18 protein-coding genes and 1 riboswitch are annotated in these 20,228 nt (G+C 27.8%); of the genes, 1 reads left to right on the forward strand and 17 read right to left on the reverse strand.

The window, feature by feature from the left end; translation table 11 throughout:
- Window positions 1-41 precede the first annotated feature (41 nt).
- The 11 genes from IC175_RS04960 to nrdE all read right to left on the reverse strand — a co-directional run bounded on the left by IC175_RS04960 (window position 42) and on the right by nrdE (window position 11,738).
- On the reverse strand, window positions 42-893 hold the full coding sequence (locus tag IC175_RS04960; protein ID WP_227433940.1) for an undecaprenyl-diphosphate phosphatase: 852 nt from the start codon (window positions 891-893) through the stop codon (window positions 42-44).
- A gap of 266 nt (window positions 894-1,159) precedes the next feature.
- Complete coding sequence (locus IC175_RS04965; RefSeq protein ID WP_227851198.1) at window positions 1,160-2,152, reverse strand: sensor histidine kinase; 993 nt, start codon at window positions 2,150-2,152, stop codon at window positions 1,160-1,162.
- Window positions 2,153-2,161: 9 nt separating this feature from the next.
- On the reverse strand, window positions 2,162-2,854 hold the full coding sequence (locus IC175_RS04970) for a response regulator transcription factor (protein ID WP_227433938.1): 693 nt from the start codon (window positions 2,852-2,854) through the stop codon (window positions 2,162-2,164).
- 519 nt (window positions 2,855-3,373) lie between these two features.
- On the reverse strand, window positions 3,374-4,333 hold the full coding sequence (locus IC175_RS04975; RefSeq protein ID WP_227851199.1) for an NrtA/SsuA/CpmA family ABC transporter substrate-binding protein: 960 nt from the start codon (window positions 4,331-4,333) through the stop codon (window positions 3,374-3,376).
- Window positions 4,334-4,364: 31 nt separating this feature from the next.
- On the reverse strand, window positions 4,365-5,234 hold the full coding sequence (locus tag IC175_RS04980; protein ID WP_227846010.1) for an ABC transporter ATP-binding protein: 870 nt from the start codon (window positions 5,232-5,234) through the stop codon (window positions 4,365-4,367).
- Window positions 5,227-6,009: an ABC transporter permease gene (locus IC175_RS04985; protein ID WP_227482013.1), complete on the reverse strand. Its 783-nt coding sequence runs from the start codon at window positions 6,007-6,009 to the stop codon at window positions 5,227-5,229. The genes IC175_RS04980 and IC175_RS04985 overlap by 8 nt, the downstream gene beginning before the upstream one ends.
- Entirely contained in the window at window positions 6,010-6,639 is a 630-nt protein-coding gene (locus tag IC175_RS04990; RefSeq protein ID WP_227835187.1) for a hypothetical protein, read from the reverse strand. It lies immediately after the preceding gene.
- 341 nt (window positions 6,640-6,980) lie between these two features.
- Window positions 6,981-7,880 carry a helix-turn-helix transcriptional regulator gene (locus IC175_RS04995; protein ID WP_227482011.1) on the reverse strand — a complete coding sequence of 300 codons (900 nt, stop codon included), beginning with the start codon at window positions 7,878-7,880 and terminating at the stop codon, window positions 6,981-6,983.
- Between the two features lie 63 nt (window positions 7,881-7,943).
- The gene (locus tag IC175_RS05000; protein ID WP_227482010.1) at window positions 7,944-8,570 is read right to left on the reverse strand and encodes a GyrI-like domain-containing protein; all 627 of its coding nucleotides are present in this window, start codon (window positions 8,568-8,570) and stop codon (window positions 7,944-7,946) included.
- Between the two features lie 84 nt (window positions 8,571-8,654).
- Window positions 8,655-9,626, reverse strand: coding sequence for a class 1b ribonucleoside-diphosphate reductase subunit beta (nrdF, locus tag IC175_RS05005; RefSeq protein ID WP_227433931.1), 972 nt, complete (start codon window positions 9,624-9,626; stop codon window positions 8,655-8,657).
- 12 nt (window positions 9,627-9,638) lie between these two features.
- The gene (gene nrdE, locus IC175_RS05010) at window positions 9,639-11,738 is read right to left on the reverse strand and encodes a class 1b ribonucleoside-diphosphate reductase subunit alpha (RefSeq protein WP_227482009.1); all 2,100 of its coding nucleotides are present in this window, start codon (window positions 11,736-11,738) and stop codon (window positions 9,639-9,641) included.
- A gap of 425 nt (window positions 11,739-12,163) precedes the next feature.
- On the opposite strand from nrdE, the gene IC175_RS05015 reads away from it, so the two are divergent.
- A complete protein-coding gene (locus IC175_RS05015; protein WP_227824368.1) occupies window positions 12,164-12,889 on the forward strand; it encodes a pentapeptide repeat-containing protein in 726 nt (241 codons plus the stop codon).
- Window positions 12,890-13,063: 174 nt separating this feature from the next.
- On the opposite strand, the gene IC175_RS05020 is transcribed toward IC175_RS05015, so the two are convergent.
- The 6 genes from IC175_RS05020 to IC175_RS05045 form a co-directional block, all read right to left on the reverse strand.
- Window positions 13,064-14,260 (reverse strand): ABC transporter ATP-binding protein, encoded by a 1,197-nt coding sequence (locus tag IC175_RS05020; protein ID WP_227851200.1) that lies wholly within the window; start codon window positions 14,258-14,260, stop codon window positions 13,064-13,066.
- 2 nt (window positions 14,261-14,262) lie between these two features.
- Complete coding sequence (locus tag IC175_RS05025) at window positions 14,263-15,288, reverse strand: iron ABC transporter permease (protein WP_227851201.1); 1,026 nt, start codon at window positions 15,286-15,288, stop codon at window positions 14,263-14,265.
- A gap of 72 nt (window positions 15,289-15,360) precedes the next feature.
- Window positions 15,361-16,491, reverse strand: coding sequence for an ABC transporter substrate-binding protein (locus tag IC175_RS05030; RefSeq protein WP_227851202.1), 1,131 nt, complete (start codon window positions 16,489-16,491; stop codon window positions 15,361-15,363).
- A gap of 202 nt (window positions 16,492-16,693) precedes the next feature.
- Window positions 16,694-16,874, reverse strand: a riboswitch (cobalamin riboswitch).
- Window positions 16,875-16,996: 122 nt separating this feature from the next.
- Complete coding sequence (locus IC175_RS05035; protein WP_227830910.1) at window positions 16,997-17,890, reverse strand: dihydrodipicolinate synthase family protein; 894 nt, start codon at window positions 17,888-17,890, stop codon at window positions 16,997-16,999.
- Between the two features lie 83 nt (window positions 17,891-17,973).
- Window positions 17,974-18,876: a fumarylacetoacetate hydrolase family protein gene (locus IC175_RS05040; protein WP_227433924.1), complete on the reverse strand. Its 903-nt coding sequence runs from the start codon at window positions 18,874-18,876 to the stop codon at window positions 17,974-17,976.
- Window positions 18,877-18,928: 52 nt separating this feature from the next.
- A complete protein-coding gene (locus tag IC175_RS05045; RefSeq protein WP_227433923.1) occupies window positions 18,929-20,089 on the reverse strand; it encodes a UxaA family hydrolase in 1,161 nt (386 codons plus the stop codon).
- Between the last annotated feature and the right edge of the window lie 139 nt (window positions 20,090-20,228).

Genomic DNA, 20,228 nt, shown 5'->3' on the forward strand with positions numbered 1-20,228 from the left:
TAATTAAAGAAATTTTATATAAATACTGAATTTATTTTAGTTTATATACTAATTATGTTAGTAAAAGCTAATACAGCAAGTACTATACCTGCCACTATTCTATATACAGCAAATACTCTCATTGGTTTTTTCTTTAAAAAATTTACGAACTTTTCCATAACTACTATAGACACAAGAAAAGCTACTATAAACCCAACAATTAAAGCAATCCATAAAGTTGGTGTCATTATTGAATAATCAAATTCAAATAAATCTAGTCCTGAAGAAGCTACCATTGCTGGTATAGCTAAGAAAAAAGAAAATTCCGCTGCTGTAGGAGAATTAAGCCCTGCTATCCATCCACCCATAATAGTGGATGCACTTCTTGACATTCCCGGCCACGCAGATAAAACTTGTAATACACCAATCTTCAAAGCTTGTACTGGAGTAATTTTATCTATATTATCTGTTGAGTGCTTCTTTTTTCTGAATAGAGTTTCTACAACTAATAATAAAATTCCTCCAACTATAAACCCTACAATTACAGATTGTAAATTAAACAATGCTTTTATGTTATCATAAAATATAACTCCCACAATTCCAAATGGTATGCAACCTACAATAACATTTATTCCAAACTTAAATCCAATTTTTCCTTCCTTTCCTCCAGTAAATATAAATTTAAAAAACTCTATAACACTATTCTTTATTTTTTTCCAATAAAGTACTACTACTGCTAGGATAGCTCCAAGTTGTATTACAACTTCAAACATTTCAGCAAATTGACCTTTAAAATCTATCAAACTTCCCACCAAAATCATATGACCTGTAGATGATACTGGAATAAATTCTGTAAGTCCCTCCACTATAGCTATTATTATTGATTTTAATATAAAAATGATATCCAAACTCATTGATAAACACCCTTTCCCTACTATATAATCTTCTTAAAATTTCTTTTCTTATGTCATTTCTTATACTAATTTTAATTGACATTAGAAAGTTTCACTATCTACAAACATTACACAAACATTACATCTATGTAATGTTTGCAAAAAATAAACTATTTTAAAATTAGATTGTATAATTATAAATCTCATTAAAATATATGGACATATTAATTTTAACAAGATATTTAAATTATAAATACAATATTAATCCATCTTAAAATAGCCTCTTATTAGTTTATATTATCTTTACTGAATATTATTGAAACTTCAGTTCCTTTCCCAACTTCTGATTTTATATTGACCCTATGACCTAAGTTGTCACATACTTTTTTTACTAAATAGAGCCCCATACCTGTGGATTCTCCAAATTTACGTCCATTTTCTCCTGTAAAAAATGGGTCAAATACTCTTTTTATATCTTTAGATACAATTCCAACACCTTTGTCTATTATACTTAAAATTATAGACTTATTATTTTCTTCAGATTTTATAATTAAATCTTTACTGTAATCTTTGGAATATTTAACTCCATTTGTAATTAACTGATTTATTATAAATTTCATCCATTTTATATCTGTATAAATATAAATAGATTTATCTATATGTATTTTAGGAATTATACCATTCTTTATGAATAATCTCTTTTCCTCATTTATAGTATCTACTATGATATCATTCAAATTAGCTTTTTCAACCACAAAATCTTTCTGAAATTCATCCACTCTTGCGAAATACATGGCCATGTTTAAGCCTTTATTAAGTCTATCTATCTCTTTTTTTATATTTTCAGTAACTTCTTCACCTTCATATTCCTGAAGTTGAAGACTTATAACTGATATTGGAGTTTTCATTTGATGAATCCATTGGTTGATAAAAGTTAAGTGTTCACTATGTATTTTTTTATGTTCTTGAATCATTGATTGATATAATCTATGTTGTTGTTTTAAAATAACTGATATGTTTTCTCCGAAAAAAGAGTTCCCTAAATATAAAAAGGATTCATCTAAGGAGTTTATACCTTTTGTAAATATAGTATATACTTCTCTGTTTTTATAATATTTATATACCAAAAAACATAATAATATAAAAGTACTAAACAATAAGATATACAAAGCTTCTTCTACACTAATAAATTTCATAAGACTACAATAAATAATTGTCATAGATATTCCTAAATAATATATAAAAATATAGCCTTTACAATCTTTAAATAATAATTTCATATTTTCTCCTTACCAATTTTTATTTAATTTATATCCTACTCCTCGTACAGTTTGAACAGCATCATTTATACCTAACTCCTCAAATCTTTTTCTTATTCTGCTAACATTTACATTTAGAGTATTTTCCTCTACAAACTCAATATCATCCCATATCTTTTCTAATAGATAATCTCTACTTACTACTTTAGGGTATTTTTTTATAAGACACTCAAGTAATATTCCTTCTTTTTTGGTGATAACCAAAGTCTTATCCTCTAACTCTATCTCTAATCTTTCTGGATAAAATTTTAGTCCATCTAGTTCTAATATTCTCTCATCTATTTTAGGCGAATATTCACCATATACCCTTCTTATCTGACTTTTTATCTTTGCCATTACTACATCATAATAAAAAGGCTTTGTTATATAGTCATCTGCTCCACTTTCTAAAGCTCTAATCTGGTCTAAATTACTATCTCTAGCTGATACAAAAATTATAGGAATGTTTGACTGTTGTCTAATACATCTACACCAATAGAATCCATCAAATTTTGGTAAATTTACATCTAAAAGCACTAAGTCTGGCTTGAAATTTGCAAATGTAGTAATTATATTATCAAAGTTTTCTTCAACCATTACTTCAAATCCATATTTCTCTATATAATCTTTAAGTAATGTACTTATTGATATATCATCTTCTACAATATATATTTTATGACTCATATAATTCCTCCATATTTTAGTTTTCTTATTTACCATATATTCATATAACTTTCACATATGGCTTTATGTATAGTATAGATACCTACTCAGATATCTATCAATTTATTAAATTTCAAAATACAGTATATTAATATTTATTAACAATTATTGGTAATATTTATACTTATAATTTTCTAATTTTTTGTTTGATATACACTTATTTACATAATATTATATATTATATTTATACCTGTATACTATCTATATTAAGCATGATATCTTTGTATCTATATATAATAAAATATTATTGTTAACTTTATCAATATAATTGTATTATAAAATACCTTATATAAAATACTATAAAAATATCTTCTTCTATCTGTAAATAAATATATTATATATTTAAAAACACTCTAATAATTTAAAATTAAAACATATCTCTTCGCTATATAAACATACCATTAGCATATATTTTTATCAATAGAATAGAAAAAGTTACCTTAAATAAGGTAACTTAAACTTTTAACACTATTATCACTACTACTTAGCATTATATATTAATTCTTTTATGTTTACTTTTTTCTCTTGTAATCCATTTTTTATTAAGAAGTCTTGTGTCTCCTCAAGAGAAGATATATCTTTGTCTGTTATATCTAAACTAAAATCATACCAAGCATATAATTCTTTAGTTTCTTCAACGCTTAAATCAACTTCTTTTGCTACCTTTTCCATAGCTTCATCAAAGTTATTATCTACATATTCTAAAGTTTCTTTTTCAACTTTCATAAATCTTTCAACTACCTCTGGATGTTTTTCAGCAAAATCCGTACTAACAGCAGTTACTATTATGCCATCTACTAAACCTTCACCATTTGCTACAAGTTTACTTCCAGACTTCATGGCTTTAAGAGCTGCTGGTCCAGCAATCAATGCAGCATCAACACTACCATCAGAAAGAGCTGCTGATGCTTCTGGAATACCCATGTTAACAAACTCTACACCATCCATACTTAATCCTTCTTTATCAAGTGCTGCAATTAATACTTGATGTAATATAGTCCCTTTTGGTCCTGCTACTTTCTTACCTTCTAAATCTGCTGCTGATTTTATTGAATCATTATTTGTTAAAATCATAAATCCTTTTGGTGACCTACTATAAGTGTTTAGTATCTTTAATTCCACTCCATTAGATGCAGCTATCAAAGCTGATGTACCACCTAATGCATGTAAAAAGTCTATTTCTCCAGCAGCTAAAGCCTGTGTTTGCTCTGGTCCTGTAGTAATTTCATGAAAATTAACTTTTATATTATCCTTTTTAAATTCTTTCCCAAATAAATCATCCTGTTTTTGAATTATAGAAGGTACATTTAGTGGTGATTTTACATAAGTTAAATTTATTTCTGAAAGATTTTCACTATCATTCTTTTTTGCACATCCAGCTAAAGATGCTGCCGCAAGTGTCAATATTGTTATACCTATCAATAGTTTTTTTAATTTCATATTTTTACTCCTTAAAATATTATTAATTTCTTTAAATGCCTTTATTTGATTTCATTGTCATTAAAATATCTTTTTTTAATTTAATATAGTAATTTGAAGTTAAATCTCTATTATAATCATCCTCTATATTAAATTCTTCTATTTTTCTTTCATTTGTAAAAACAACTATTTTCTTGCCTATCTTTAATGCTTCATCAATATCATGAGTTACAAATATTACACCTTTATTGGTTGACTTATGTATTCTTACAACTTCATTTTGCATATCAATCCTTGTAAAATAATCTAGTGCTGAAAAAGGCTCGTCCATAAACAACATATCTGGATTAAAAGAAAGTGCTCTAGCTATACTTACTCTCTGTGCCATACCTCCTGAAAGCTCATTTGGATAAGAATTTTTAAACTTCTGTAAGTTCATCATTTTAAGATATTTTTCTATATCAATACTGTCTTGCTTATTTGATTCACTTACTTTGTTCTTCTCATTTAAATAAATATTATTATCACGCCTATCTTTATTAATGGTACTTTTTGAGTGATTTAATTTATTGAATATTTTATTTAAAAGATTACTTTTTTGTTGATTGTGAAAAGCTATGTTTTCGCTCACATTTAGCCAAGGCATCAGTCTACTTTCTTGAAATACAAAACCAACATTAGGTTTATACTCTTTATTATCTTTTACAAACCTAATCTCGCCACTATTTATATCTTCAAGTGATGCAATTGCCCTAAGTAAAGTAGTCTTCCCACATCCACTTTCACCTAAAATTACAGTTATATGACTTCTGTCTATATCTAAAGAAATATCACTAAGCACTACATGTTCTTCATTATCAACTTTATAACTTTTAGATAGATTTCTGATTATATACCCAGAATTACATACTGTATTACTCATATGCTTCCACCATCTTTCCCTTACTTACCTTTTTTACAATAATTGAAAATATATAGTCTGTAATTATTCCTAGAAGTCCAATTACAATTATTCCTACAATAACAACATCTGTCCTAGACATTTCTTTTCCATCAGATATTAAGTATCCAAGACCAGATGAAGCAGCTACAAGCTCAGCTCCTATAATTGCTCTAAAACTATATCCAAGTGCTAACTTTAGACCAATAGCAATATCGAGAATTGCATTAGGAATAATTATTCTAAATATTATCTGAAGCTTTGACAATTCAAATACTCTACCTACTTCAATTAACTTTGAATCACAATTTCTAATCCCCTTTAATGTACTTGTAAAGATTGGGAAAAAAGATGCCAAAATTATAATTATTATTTTTGATTCTTCACCTATACCAAACCACAATATAAGCATTGGTATTAAAGCAAGTGGTGGTGTATTTCTCAAAAAATTTATTAATGATTTAAAGTACTCATAAACTTTACCATAAATTCCAAAGAATATACCTAAAGGAACACCTATAATTGTACTTATTACAAACCCTATCAAAACTCTTTTCATACTTGCATATACATTAACAAATATTGAACCATCATTTATCATATTTAAAAATGTACTATACACTTTTTCAGGTGGTGGTAATATATATTCACTCCAAATACCAAGATAATTTGTAATTTTCCACAATACAAGAATTATAAAAAATATCAAAACACTTTTTATTAACCTTAAAAGTTTATCATTAATTTTATTGCCCATTTACAAACCATCTCCATTATTACATCCATCTTTACAATAAAACATTTCTACTATATCATACTTATCCTCAGAGCCATTTTTAATTTCTTGTATTTTACTTAATATTTCATCTTCGCTTGACACTTCAAGAACTTTTTCAAAAGAATCCTTAAAATACCCTAATGGAATTGGAGATTCATCTATTTTTCCAAGTGATTTTATACCTTCTTTTTCAGCAAATTCCTTCCATGTATAAAATAGAGCATTATCTTTATACTTAAATTTTTCACTAGCAAAATCTCTTAATTGTGTACATGGACAGGTTACTATTAACATATCCTCTTTACTCTTAATATATTTTTCGTATAAAACTCTACAAGTCCTTACTAATATTGGTTCTATCATAGGAACTTCAAAACCATCTATCAAATTATTTCTTTTTAAAAGATTTATGCTTTCTGGACATCTACAATCTAATATCGTGTTTTCAGTCTTTTTTGCATATTCTTTGTACTGATTCTTTACATATTCTAATTGTGCCTCACATTCAACCATTATGTACCCTTTTTTTATCAAAGTTTCTTTAATAGTATTAAACTTTTCCTCATACATTTTTTCTGCTACTGGATTTATTAGAAGATATTTATTCATAGCTCCTCCTATTATTTAATATTGAATATTATTCTCAACTATTAGTTTAAATGAGTACTTTATTTTTGTCAATATATTAATTTTTTCTTTAAAAAATAATGTTTATTTACAATTTTTCACTTTTTTACTTACAATATTAAAATAATACATTCAATTTATTTTAACAATAAGATATACATTTTACTATTAATCTACTTATAATGACAAATATATAATTAGTTTCGATAATTTGATGTCAATGTTACACATGTAAAAATATACATATTATACAAAAATCAAACTGGGTTTTACCAGTAAACTAAAAAAGTGAAGTCTAATTAATACTTCACTTTTTACAATAATTATAAATATTTTATTTTAATATCATCAACAATCTGTAAAATCTTATCTCTAACATCTATGGGTTCTAATACTTCAATGTGATTTCCAAAAGAGAGCACATATCCATAAATCCAATCATTTTGAGGATACTGTACATTTACAATAAAATTTCCATCGTTATCGTATAATATATTATCAATATCAAATTCATCATAAACTCTATATGCTATATCTTTAGAAATTTTCAATTTTAAAATAATATTTTTATTCTTATCTTCTTTTATCTCTCCCACTTCAATTGGTATGCTTCGTATAAATGTCTGCTCACAAATACAGATATTCTTCATCCTTACGACCTTAAAAATTCTATAATCATTTTTTTGACGACAATAAGCTTTAATATACCATGACTTTTCTTTAAACCAAAGCATAAGTGGCTCTACACAACGTTTAGTTATCTTTCCATAAGTATTTATATACTCAAAAGTTATAATATTACAATCTAATATAGCTGATTTTATCTTTATAAATTTATCTTTTTCTACATCATTACTACACCAATGAGAAAAATCAACAGTTATCCAATTTAAATCTGATTTACAAAACAAGGCTCTAAGTTTTGCTAATGTAGAATTCATATCTGGATATTTAAGCATATTTAAACCCTCTAGTGATGCTAGAATTTCTTTCTGCTCTTGCTCAGATAAAATAGATTTATCAAAAGTAAAATTATCTAAAATACCTATACCACCATTTCTACCTTTATCAGTATAAATTGGAATACCAGAAGATGACAATATTTCAATATCTCTACAAATAGTTCGCCTAGATACTTCAAAGTGTTCAGCTAACTCCTTTGCAGTTACTCTTTTCTTATCTAACAGGATATAAATAATTTCAAATAATCTATTACTTTTCATATAATCACCTCATTACTTTATTATAGTATAAAAATAAAGCAATCTAATATCATAATATAATGCTTACATTTCCCTTTCTACTTCAAAACGCAAAACAGTTTTCAATGACTCAGGAGATACTTTTCTAGCATCACTTATATAAATTTCACGATGTATATAAGATTTTCTTAGAAGCTTATTTTTTTTACAAAATTCACTCATAATGTCAAAGCTTTCTGGTTCATCATCATATGAGCCTATATGAAGCATTTGAACACATAGACCTTCATTAATAGACCCAAATCTAACTTTTTCAAGAAGATTATGTGGTTTCTTCTTTTTTAATATATCAATAGCTTTATTTAACAGGTCTTGTGTAACAAAATCTGGCTGACGTATCATTATAGTATAAATCAAATCTTCTTTAATAAGTATATCTGAACATTTGCTTTTTTCTCCCTTATTCCATATACCTTCTAAAGGAAAAACAGTATAATCAAAATACCCTTCTGGTACAATTCCCTTTTGAGGCATAGTTTTTATTGCATATGCCAAAGAGTAAAGTACTCCTATTGCTTCAGTAAATTCTTTAGTATTTGGGTCTCCACTGCCTTTTAACATGATAAATTTCTGCTCTGGTACTTCAACTATCACAGGATTCTTCTTAGGTAAATATAACTCTTTATCTTTTTTTCTCCATTCATATTTCATAAAAAATACCTCCGTATATACATTTTATACATTGATATTATCATGCTAAAGGTGACATCAGCGTGTCACATTTTATAAAATAAATTATATTATAAAATCTTCATCTTCTAACTCTTCATAGACCCCTTTTTGATATCCATTACCTTTAGTTGAAAAGAAATCATGTGTTTTAGTTTCAGTACTAAGTCCATTTAACACAATTGGATTGATAGCATTTACATTATAGAGTCTTTCAAATCCTAAATTTTCTAAAGCTCTATTTGCATTGTATTTCAAAAAATCTACAACCTCTTCTTCAAGTCCACTATCTTTATATATTACATTTGTATACTCTATCTCATTTTCCATAAGACTAGCAAGTATAGAATACATCTTATCTTCTAATTTTTTCTTATCAGTATTATTAAATGAATTGTATATCTCTTGTGCAAGAAGCCCTATGTATTTACCATGTAAAGATTCATCTCTAAGAATAAGTGATATTATTTCTCCACTAGCCACCATTTTTCCTTGACCAGACAGATACAATGGATAAAAGAATCCTGAATAAAACAAGAAACTCTCCAAAAACACGCTTGTAACCATTGATAAATATAAATTCTTTTGGTTTGTAGTATTTTCATATTGAGCTAGAACTAAATCAGCCTTTCGTTGTAATGTTGGCTCTGTTTCTATCCATTCAAATAAATCATCTATCTCGGAGTTAGAAAGCAAAGTCATAAATATGGAAGAATAACTTTTTGCATGTATTTCTTCCATAGTACCCATAAAAGATAAAACTGCTTTTCTTTGAAGATTATCTGTTAAACCCATCATTGATGGAATTCCATTATTCCCTTGCTTTGTATCCAATAAGGTCAGTCCACCTAACACTTTTTTATATAAGTCTTTTTCATTATCATCTAATTCATTCCATACCTTAATATCTTTAGAGACAGATATTTCTTCAGGAAGCCAAAATTGTTTTACATTTTGTTCCCAAAAAGCCTGTGTGAATCCATCTTCTTCTTTATTCCAATTAACTGCATCATGTGTTTTATGTAATTTAAATGTCATATATTTCTCTCCCTATACTGAACATACTAGACACTCATGAGTATCTCTTGTCATCTTTGTTCTTGTGTAATATAAACTTTTAAGACCTTTTTTATATGCATATATGTAATGTCTAGCTATATCTCTAGTTGTCTTTTCATCTGTAACAAACAATGTTGTTGATATTCCTTGGTCAACATGTTGTTGAACTGTTGATACTAAATCTATAACTTTCCTCATATCCATTCTATATGCTGATTGATAATACAACATATTTTCATTAGTTAAAAATGGCATTGGATATATTGTGGTTGAATCTCCATATGTTCTTACTTCTACTGGCTCAGTAATTGGCATTATACTTGATGTTGCATTTTGGACATAACTAATGCTTTGAGTTGGGGCTACTGCCATTAAATATGCATTATATATACCTTTTTCTTTGACCTCATCTAATAATTTTGTCCAATCTTCTTTTGTTGGTATATAAATACCTTCAAATAATGCTTTTACCTTTTCTAGCTTAGGTAGATAAGATTGTTCATAGTATTTTGATAATACCTTGCTTTTTCTTCCCTTAGCATATTCTGATTTTTCAAACCCTTCAAAAGTTTGATTTTTTTCTATAGCTATTTTCATAGATGCTTTAATTGAATAATATCTAATCATTGCAAAAAATACATCAGAAAACTCTACAGCATCCTCTGAAGTATATAAAATATTTTCTCTTACTAAGTATCCATGCAAATTCATAGCTCCCAATCCTATAGAATGAGATTTGCTATTACTATTATTTACAGTTGGTACTGGCTTTATGTCTGTTTTATCTGCTACAAATGTCAATGCTCTTATTGATGTCTCAACTGTGCTTTCTATAGTTTTATTGTCCATAACATTTGCTATATTTAAAGAACCAAGATTACAACTTATATCTTGACCCCATTTATTTTCTCCACCATAGCCTTCTATTTCTGAAGATGTTTGATACTGGAAGATTTCACAACACAAGTTAGACATTTTTACCATACCAACCTCTTTCAATGTATGTTCCCTATTGGCTGTATCTATATACACTACATATGGATATCCACTTTCTTGTTGCATTTGTGCTATTTTAGTCAACATTTGTCTAGGATTTATTTCTTTTTTTCTTATATCTTCATCATTAACTAATCTATCATACCACTCACTCATTTCTATCTCATCAAGGTAAACTCCATACTTTTTATACACAGTATGAGGATAAAATGCATAAGCTACTTCATTTTTTTCTGCTAACTCCATAAATTTATCAGGTATAATAGCTCCCAGCGATAATGTAGCAAGTCTTATTTTTTCATCAGCATTTATCTTTTTAGTATCCATCAATAATTCAAAATCAGGATGAAATACTGTGAGATAAACTGCACCAGAACCTTGTCTAGCTCCCATCTGATTAAAATAGCTGAATGATTGTTCCAACATTTTAGCTACTCCAACAACACCTCCAGCTGCACCTTCTATATCTTTAATAGATTCACCTGATGCTCTAAGCTTAGATAAGTTTAACGCAACTCCTCCACCTATTTTTGATAAATGATTTGATGAAGATATCGCATATGAAATACCTTCTGTGCTATCTTCTACAGATAGTAAAAAACATGATACCATTTCTCCTGCTCTCTTTCTTCCAGCATTTAAAAATGTAGGTGTAGCTGGTTGAAATTCTTGTTTTACTATTTTGTCTGCCAAGTTTAAAGCTAGACTCTCATCACCATTTCCTAATGTTAAAGCTACAATTAATACTTTTTCATTATATGTTTCTAATATCTCTTTTCCATCATTACTTTTTAATGCATAATTTTGATAAAATTTATTTGCACTCATATATGATTGAAACTTAAATTTATGTTCCTCAATAAGTTTGTATATCTTTTTAATAAAATCCATGCTATATTTATGTATTACTTCTTCTAAATAATAACCTTCATCCATTAGATACTTCAATCTTTCTTCTAGATTATTAAATTTCTTTAACTTTGGATTTATAAATTCTTCTATGTAACTACTTAGGGCTTCCTTATCCTTTTCCAGTTGATATTTCCCTTGTTCATTTTTAATTATCACTTGATTGTTAAGCTCTATCCAATTCATTATTTACCGTCCTTTTAACATAATCTTGTGCTATAATTTCATTTAATTTACTTATTATTTCTTTTAATATTTATCAGCGTAAATTCCAAAAACAACCTATAATTATAGGGCATAATAAGTATTTTTCAAAAACAAAAGCACTACATATAGTTAGTGCTTTATCTATTATATACTACATATAGTATATACACAAATTTTTTTATATCTAAACTTTTATTATTGTATTACTGATATTATTTTATTCTTTAAATAAAACCATAAAAATGTTTACCCAGTGTTTATATGTTACTAGAGATAATAAATCTTCAATAATATATTTAATATTTTATATATTATTTAGAAGTTTTTTATTCATTGTTATATAATTAAATATATGACTATTTTGCTACTAAATATATAAAAATAAATTTGTGAAGGTGATTTTAATGAAAACTATTTCTAAACAAGAATTAGAAAAAACACTTGAGAAACATTATTTATGGCTTAAAAATAATAACGATGGAGAAAGAGCTGATTTAAAAGAAGTAAGATTAGAAAATATGGATTTAAGAGGATATTATTTAAGTAATATTGACTTTTCCTGGTCTGACCTTATCAATTTAAATTTAGAAAATGCAGATTTAGAAAACTCTAGCTTTAAGAATTCTTATTTTTCAGATTGTTCATTAAAAAATTCTATATTAAAAAATACAGACTTAAGTGGTGCAAATTTTAGATTTTGTAATTTATCTAACTCAGATATTAGAGGTACTAATCTAGAAAATTCTAATTTAGAATATGCTACATTGGATGGAGTAATATCAGATGAAAGTACTCGTTTTTTTAAATTATACTGTCCTGAAACAGGAGCGTTTATAGGCTATAAAAAATGTTTTAATTTTAGAATGGTACAATTATTAATACCAAGTGACGCAAAAAGAGTATCTGCTACATCAAATGCTTGTAGATGTGATAAAGCAAAAGTACTGTCGATTACAAGTATAGATGGCAAAGAATCTTTTAAAACTGCTCGTGCATATGCTGATGAAAATTTTATATATAGAGTAGGAGAAATGGTGGTAGCTGAAAATTTTCATGAAAATAGATGGAAAGAATCAACTACAGGAATTCACTTTTTTTTAACTAGAGAAGAAGCTGTTGGTTATCTGTAAAGTATTATTTTTTTATTGAAGTGTGTAATTGAAAATACACAATAAAAAAATGTATTACTAAATAAATATTTTCTAAAAAAGAGTATCTAGAGATTTAAAAAATGCACTTTAAAAATCTCCTTATGATACTCTTTTATATATTTTATCATTTCTAAATATGCCATAAGTTACAATTTACAGTAAATTATTTATATCAATACTATCCACCATTTTAGAAACTTTATCTACATATTCTATATTATTACTCAGACTCTTATAATACTTATTACTCTCACTTTTATTTCTAAATGAATAAACTTTTTTATTTATTTTTAAAGCCTCTTTTATAATATCTATATTTCTTTTATTAGTTTCTCCTACGCTAAATCCTGTGTCTATTATAATCTTAGAATTATTTAAATTTCTAATAGCCAAATCGAAACTTTCATCACTTATTGACTCAAATGGCTTTTCTGTAAACAACTTTATGCCCATAGTCCTACCAATTTCATAATCAATATCATTTTCATGTATTATGCCAGAATATATACCTATGCCTCTTTTAGTAAAAGCTCTGTAGATTGGTGTTGCTTTACCACCTCCACCAATTATAAAAACTTCATTTTTTGATTTATTGCTAATTTCTACTGCACCTAATAAACTATTAAAATTTTTATCCTCTAATTCATAGAGTGAATTTATCATATTTTCGTCTACCATATCTTCTGGCTGACCATAAGCTATAACTTTGTTATTTTTTACAAGAGCAACCTTATCACAACTTTTTAGTGCTATATCTATTTCATGTAATGAAAGTATTACTGATATTGATTTTTCCTTACTTAATTTTTTTAGTATGTTCATAAGTTCCAATCTATGCTTTATATCTAAATGGGTTGTAGGTTCATCTAATATGATTATTTCTGGCTCTTGAACTAATGCTCTTGCAACCAAGACTTTTTGTTTTTCACCATCACTAAGTTCATCAAAATATCTTTTTTTTAAATGAAGGGCATTTACAGATTTTAATGAATCATCCACCATCATTAAATCTTTTTTAGAGAGATTTCCAAAAAATCCTGTATAAGGATATCTCCCCATATTAACTACATCTTGTACAGTCATTAAATCTCCTAATAATCTATTTGTAAGTACTAAAGCCATCATTTTAGACAATGTCTTTCTGGATATATGCCTTACATCCATATCGTTTAAATATATTTCACCTTTTATCGGTGTTATAAGTTTAGATAGAGACCTTAATATAGTAGTTTTCCCAGCTCCATTGCTTCCCAAAAGACATAATATTTCTCCTTTTTTCACCTCTATGTTTATATCACTTACAACCACTTTTTTATCATATCCAACACTTAAATTGTTAGTTTTCAACATGTCTAAGCCCTATCCTTCCTTTTCATCAATAACATTATTACAATTGGAGCACCTAATAATGAAGTTATTGCACTTATTGGTAATTCTATTGGTGACAAAATTACTCTGGATACTAAATCACAAAGAGCTGTAACTATACTTCCTAAAAGAATTACTACTGGTATCAATACTCTATTGTCTGATGTTTTAAATATCAATTTTGAGATTTGTGGTACTGCAAGACCAATAAATCCTATAGGACCTGCAAATGCTGATACTATTGCCGCTAGTATACTAGATATAAATACTACCAAAAATCTAAAAAATTTTATATTTACACCAATACTCTTTGCATATTCTTCTCCTAGTAAAAAAGCATTTAAAGGTTTTATTATGAATATAGTCATCAAAAGACCTAATATCCCAACTATCATAAGTATTTCTACTTTTTCCCATGTAAATCCAGAAAAACTACCCATAGACCACATAGTAAATTCCTTCAATTTTTCATTATTTGCAAATGATTGTAATATATTTGTAATTCCACTACATACATAGCCAGTCATAATTCCTATCACCAAAAGTGTTGTTATATTTTTTACTTTGCTGGCAAATAGAATAACTATAGACATTACAATTAAAGCTCCTACAAATGCTGCTATAAATATACTCATTGAATTTATACTTTCAAATCCTAATGTATATCCTCCTAAAATCATAAGTGCTACTGATAAAGTCGCTCCTGAAGACACCCCTAATATATATGGTTCAACTATTGGGTTTTTAAAAAATATCTGTAGTAAAATACCAGATACTGCTAAACATGCACCTCCCACCATAGTTGCAAGGACTCTAGGAATCCTTATATTATAAATTATTTTATAGTGTTCTGTACTATCCATTCCTCTTAATACAACATCTATTATTTCTTTAAATTCGATTTTTACAGAACCAAATGCTACACATATCAAAAAAGTAAGTATTATACCTACAATTAAGGTTATAAATATAGTAGTATTTTTAATTCTGTTTTTATTGGTAAGGTCCATCTATATACTCCTCTTAATAAAACTAGATTAACTCAAATTTATAAAGTTTTCTTGTTAATTTAATCTTATTTATTATTTATCATAATTTATATAATGCTTAATCTTTTCACCTGTAGTACCTGGGTGAAATATTTCAACTAAATCCACTATTAATTCATCTGTCTTATCCACTGATTGATAATAATCCGGAGCAAACACCCATAAATTTCCATTTTTGACAACATCTAAATCAGATAACACTGGTGCACTAGATTTTATAGACTCTAAATTTGGTGCATAATCTGAACTTGATGAATATACAAATATATCTGCATCTTTTGCCACTTCATGTAATTGCTCAATACTTACTCGCCCTTCATTTGAATCGATTGAAGCACAAGCATTTATTCCACCTGCCATGTTTATCATATTATCTACATATGAATTTTTAGGTGCTATATAAGCATTACCTTCATATACAGATGCCCATACAACTTTAGGTTTACTTTTGTTTTTTATTTTTTTACTAACCTCTTCTATTTTTTGTACTGTTTTATCTAATTCACTAGTAGCTATATCCTCTTTATCATAAAATGCAGCTATCAAGCTTGTCCACTCCATTCTTCCAAATGGATTTTGTTCCTTATATTCATTATCTACAACATAGTTAAGTCCTAATTCTTCTAATTTATCTATAAGTTTTGTATCCGCTTCTGATAAACCACTACTCACTATAGTCAAGTCAGGATTTAAGTCTACTATTTTTTCATAATCTGGTGCTAAATTTGAACCAACATAATGTATCTTCCCATCCTTCATTAAATTTTTAATTTCTTTGATAGTCCAATATTGTTCTTCTGTTGTTACTGCTTTTATACTATCTAACTCACCTATTGTCCTTAAAGAACAAGCTTGTGTTGTAGATGCTATCAATACATTATCCACAGGTGTTCTAACTATATTTGCATTCTTGTATTTTTCAGGTATTTTTATCTTTTTAGGAATCAAAATTAGTTCTCTATTATCTCCATCAACAACCTTTTTAATTCCATCTTCTAAATTCTCAACACTAAATCCACTTGCATATTTTAATTCTAATTTTTTCCCATTACTAACTTGTTCATTAGTTTTGTCTTTTTTGCTACAACCTACAATACCTCCTGCCAAAAAAATTACCATTACAACTAAAAAAAACTGCTTTAAAACATTTGACTTGAATTTCATCACTTTCACTCCATTATTTTATTTTTTATGAGTGGCTACACATATTTTAAAAAAATATTTTACTAAAATTAATTTTATAAATATAGCTTTTTAGCAAAATAAAAAACCTCTCCTAAACTAGCAAGGAGAAGCTTCTATATCAATTTTATAAAAAATGAATTGATATCTCATTTTATTATAAACTACAATCTCCACCCTAAATTGTATTTATGTAATACTGGGCAGGTCTCCTGACTCACGGCCTGTCCTCCATCAACCTTCCCAAAATTACTATGAATCTCAGTGGATTTGATTTCGTATCCGTATACAGTAGCGGGGGCTGTAGTGAATTTACATCACTTTCCCTATTAAACTAAAATAGTACCCTAGTATTATTTACATTTAATTTTTCATTAAGATAATTGTAGTTTATTGTTAATTACTTTGCAAGGTTGATTTAATATATCCACTCAAAAAGAGGGCTTAAAATGACTATAAAAATCAATCTAAAACCCTCTTTATCTTCTTAGTTTATATTTAATTCATCCATCAAAGTTTTAATTTTACATACTTGATTTTCATCTGGTTTTATAAATGGAGCAGTTACGTAGTCACTTATTTCTAATCCTCTAATATTCATAGCTTTCTTCATTGCTGGTATAAATGGATTTGTTATTAAATAAAAATCCATTGCTTTATTAATATATTTTTGAATTTCGATAACTTTATCCATATCCTTATTATTATAAGCTTCAGCCCATTTAGAACATACTTCTGGAATTAGATTTGATAATCCTCCTATACATCCTGCTCCTCCAGACATTAAGTTGTGTATAAAATTTTCATCATATCCACTGTATATCTTAAAGTTTGGGAACTCTGTTTTCATAGTATTTATTAAATCTCTAGTATGTCCCATTAAAGTTACTGTATCTTTATATCCAACTATGTTTTCATGCTTTCTTGCAAGCTTTAATGTAAGTTCTGGACTTAAATCATAACCAGTTCTATCTGGATAATTATATAGGTATATTTCAGCATCTGTGTTCTCAGCTATCTTACTATAAAAAAGTTCAATACTATCATCATCAAGCGAGAAATAATAAGGACTTATTATCATAACTCCATCTGCTCCACTATTATGTGCATAATTTGAAAGTTCTATAGACTCATCTGCACACATACGACTTGTACCTATAAACACTTTAACCCTCTTATCGACATGATTAACCACTAAATCTATAAGTTCTTTTTGCATATCCATAGACATATTAAAGAACTCTCCAGTACTTCCCATTATAACTAGACCATCTACTCCCCCATCTATAAGGTAATCATATACTTTTTTGTTTCCTTCTCTATCTAAATTTCCGTCTTCATCAAATATTGTAACAACTGGTGTCAAAAATTCTGCTTTCATAATTTAAACTCCTAAAATTTATTTTGATATGTTCATTTAATATGCTTATAGCCTATGTTTTAAGATTATATATAATAAAACATTTACTTAACATAATTTTTCAATATTCCAATACTTTCAATCTCACATTCAATTACATCTCCACTATTCATATATAGAGGAGGAGAAAAGCCCATCCCTACTCCAGAGGGTGTTCCAGTTGCTATAATATCCCCTGCCTCTAAAGTCATCCCTTTTGAAAGTTCTGAAATTATATCTGAGATATCTGATATGAATAACTCTGTATTAGAATTTTGTCTTTCTTCATCATTTACTCTACTATATACATTAAGTTTTACTGGAAAAGAAACTGCACTTTTATGTAAGATACATGGCCCTAAAGATGTAAATGTATCTAATCCCTTTCCCCTAAACCATTGAACATGTTCTTTTTGCAACTTTCTAGCAGAAATATCATTTATCACAGTGTAACCAAAGATATAATCTTCTACATCTTCTTTTTCTATATTAACACCTGTTTTACCTATTACTACTCCAAGTTCAACCTCATAATCCAACTGATTATTTATATCAAAGTGAGCATCTATCTCATCTTCTGGACCTATCGCCTTTGTCACACGTTTTGTAAAATAGACTGTTTTCTCAGGTTCTTCAAAGCTACTATCAAAATGAGTTTGAGTTTCTTCAAGATGTTCTTTATAGTTTACTCCTACACATAAAATATCGTGTATTGGCTTTTCTATAGGAACATGTATAGTGCACTCCTCTTTTTTAAAAACATTATAGTCATTAAATGATTCTTCACTTATAATATTTTTTAACTTAATAATATCATCCTGAGATATACCTTGAATTAAATCATTTACATCTATAAAAAATTTGCTAAGACTTATGGAATTGACATCAATAACAAACAATTCATCCTTTGAGAGAATTCCTACCTTTTTAGATGTATCTTCTATACTACTAAAACTAACAAACTTCATACTATCACCCTTTAGTAAAATTCTAAGTGCATACTTTTTTAAGTCTTATATTTTATACATAATTACATACTCTAGCTATTGCCATTTCAGTATATCCAAGTGATTCTGCTTTTGATTGCTTACCATTTGCTACATCTACAACTAGATTTAATAAATCATCTGTCAATTCTTCCATTGTCTGTGGTCCATATATAACTGGACTAGCATCAAAATCCATATTATCTTCCATATTTGCAAAAGTTATTTTATTTCCAGTTATTTTTATTACTGGAGCTATTGGATTTCCTGATGGAGTCCCTCTCCCTGTACTAAATACTACTACTTGAGCTCCTCCTGCAACCATACCCGCAACAGATGAGGCATCATTTCCTGGTGTATCCATTATTACAAGACCCTTCTTATCAATTTGCTTTGCATAATCATATACTTCACTTATTACTCTGTGCCCACCTTTGTGTATACAGCCTAGTGATTTTTCTTCCAAACTTGTAAGTCCACCAGCTATATTTCCAGGAGATGGATTTCCTTCTCTAACTTCTTCTCCAACTAATTTTAATGAATTTTCATATCTATGTACTATATGTAGTATTTTTTCTTTTACTTCTTCATTTACTGCTCTTCTAGCTAATATATGTTCTGCTCCTATAAATTCAGTAGTTTCACTTAAAATTGAAGTAGACCCTAAATCAACAAGTCTATCACTTAATTCTCCTATTAGCGGATTAGCAGCTAGCCCACTTGTTGGGTCAGACCCCCCACATTCAGTCCCTAATATAAGTTCAGATATTGGGAATTCTTCTTTTCTAAGTATAGAAGCTTCTTGTGCCATTTCTCTAGCATAACGAACAGCTTTTTCTATAGTTTTTAAAGTTCCATGCTCTTCTTGTATTACAAGAGTCTTTATTGGTTTATTTGTTCTCTCTTTTATTGCATCAACTACCAAGTCATTTTGACAATTTTCACAACCTAAAGACACAACTATCACACCATATACATTAGGATTTGCTGCATATCCAGCCATAACATCCATAGTTAATTGTTGGTCTGAACTTACTTGAGAACAGCCATTTTGATTATTAAAAGTAACAGCTCCTTGAACTTGTGAGGCTATAATTCTCGTTGTATCTGATGCACACACACTTGTAGGTAATATTAATATGTGATTTCTTATGCCAACTCTTCCATCTGGTCTTTTATATCCATAAAATTTCATATTGATTTCCTCCTAAAATAGTCTATTTATCATACTTTATTTGATTTTCTTGTACTATAAATTTTATTCTTATTGCTAATTAGATAACTATAATCCTACTTGTTTAATCATTTAATACTAAATATGACTTTTATTGAAT

Source organism: Clostridioides sp. ES-S-0123-01, assembly GCF_020658415.1.
Taxonomy (GTDB): Bacteria; Bacillota; Clostridia; order Peptostreptococcales; family Peptostreptococcaceae; genus Clostridioides.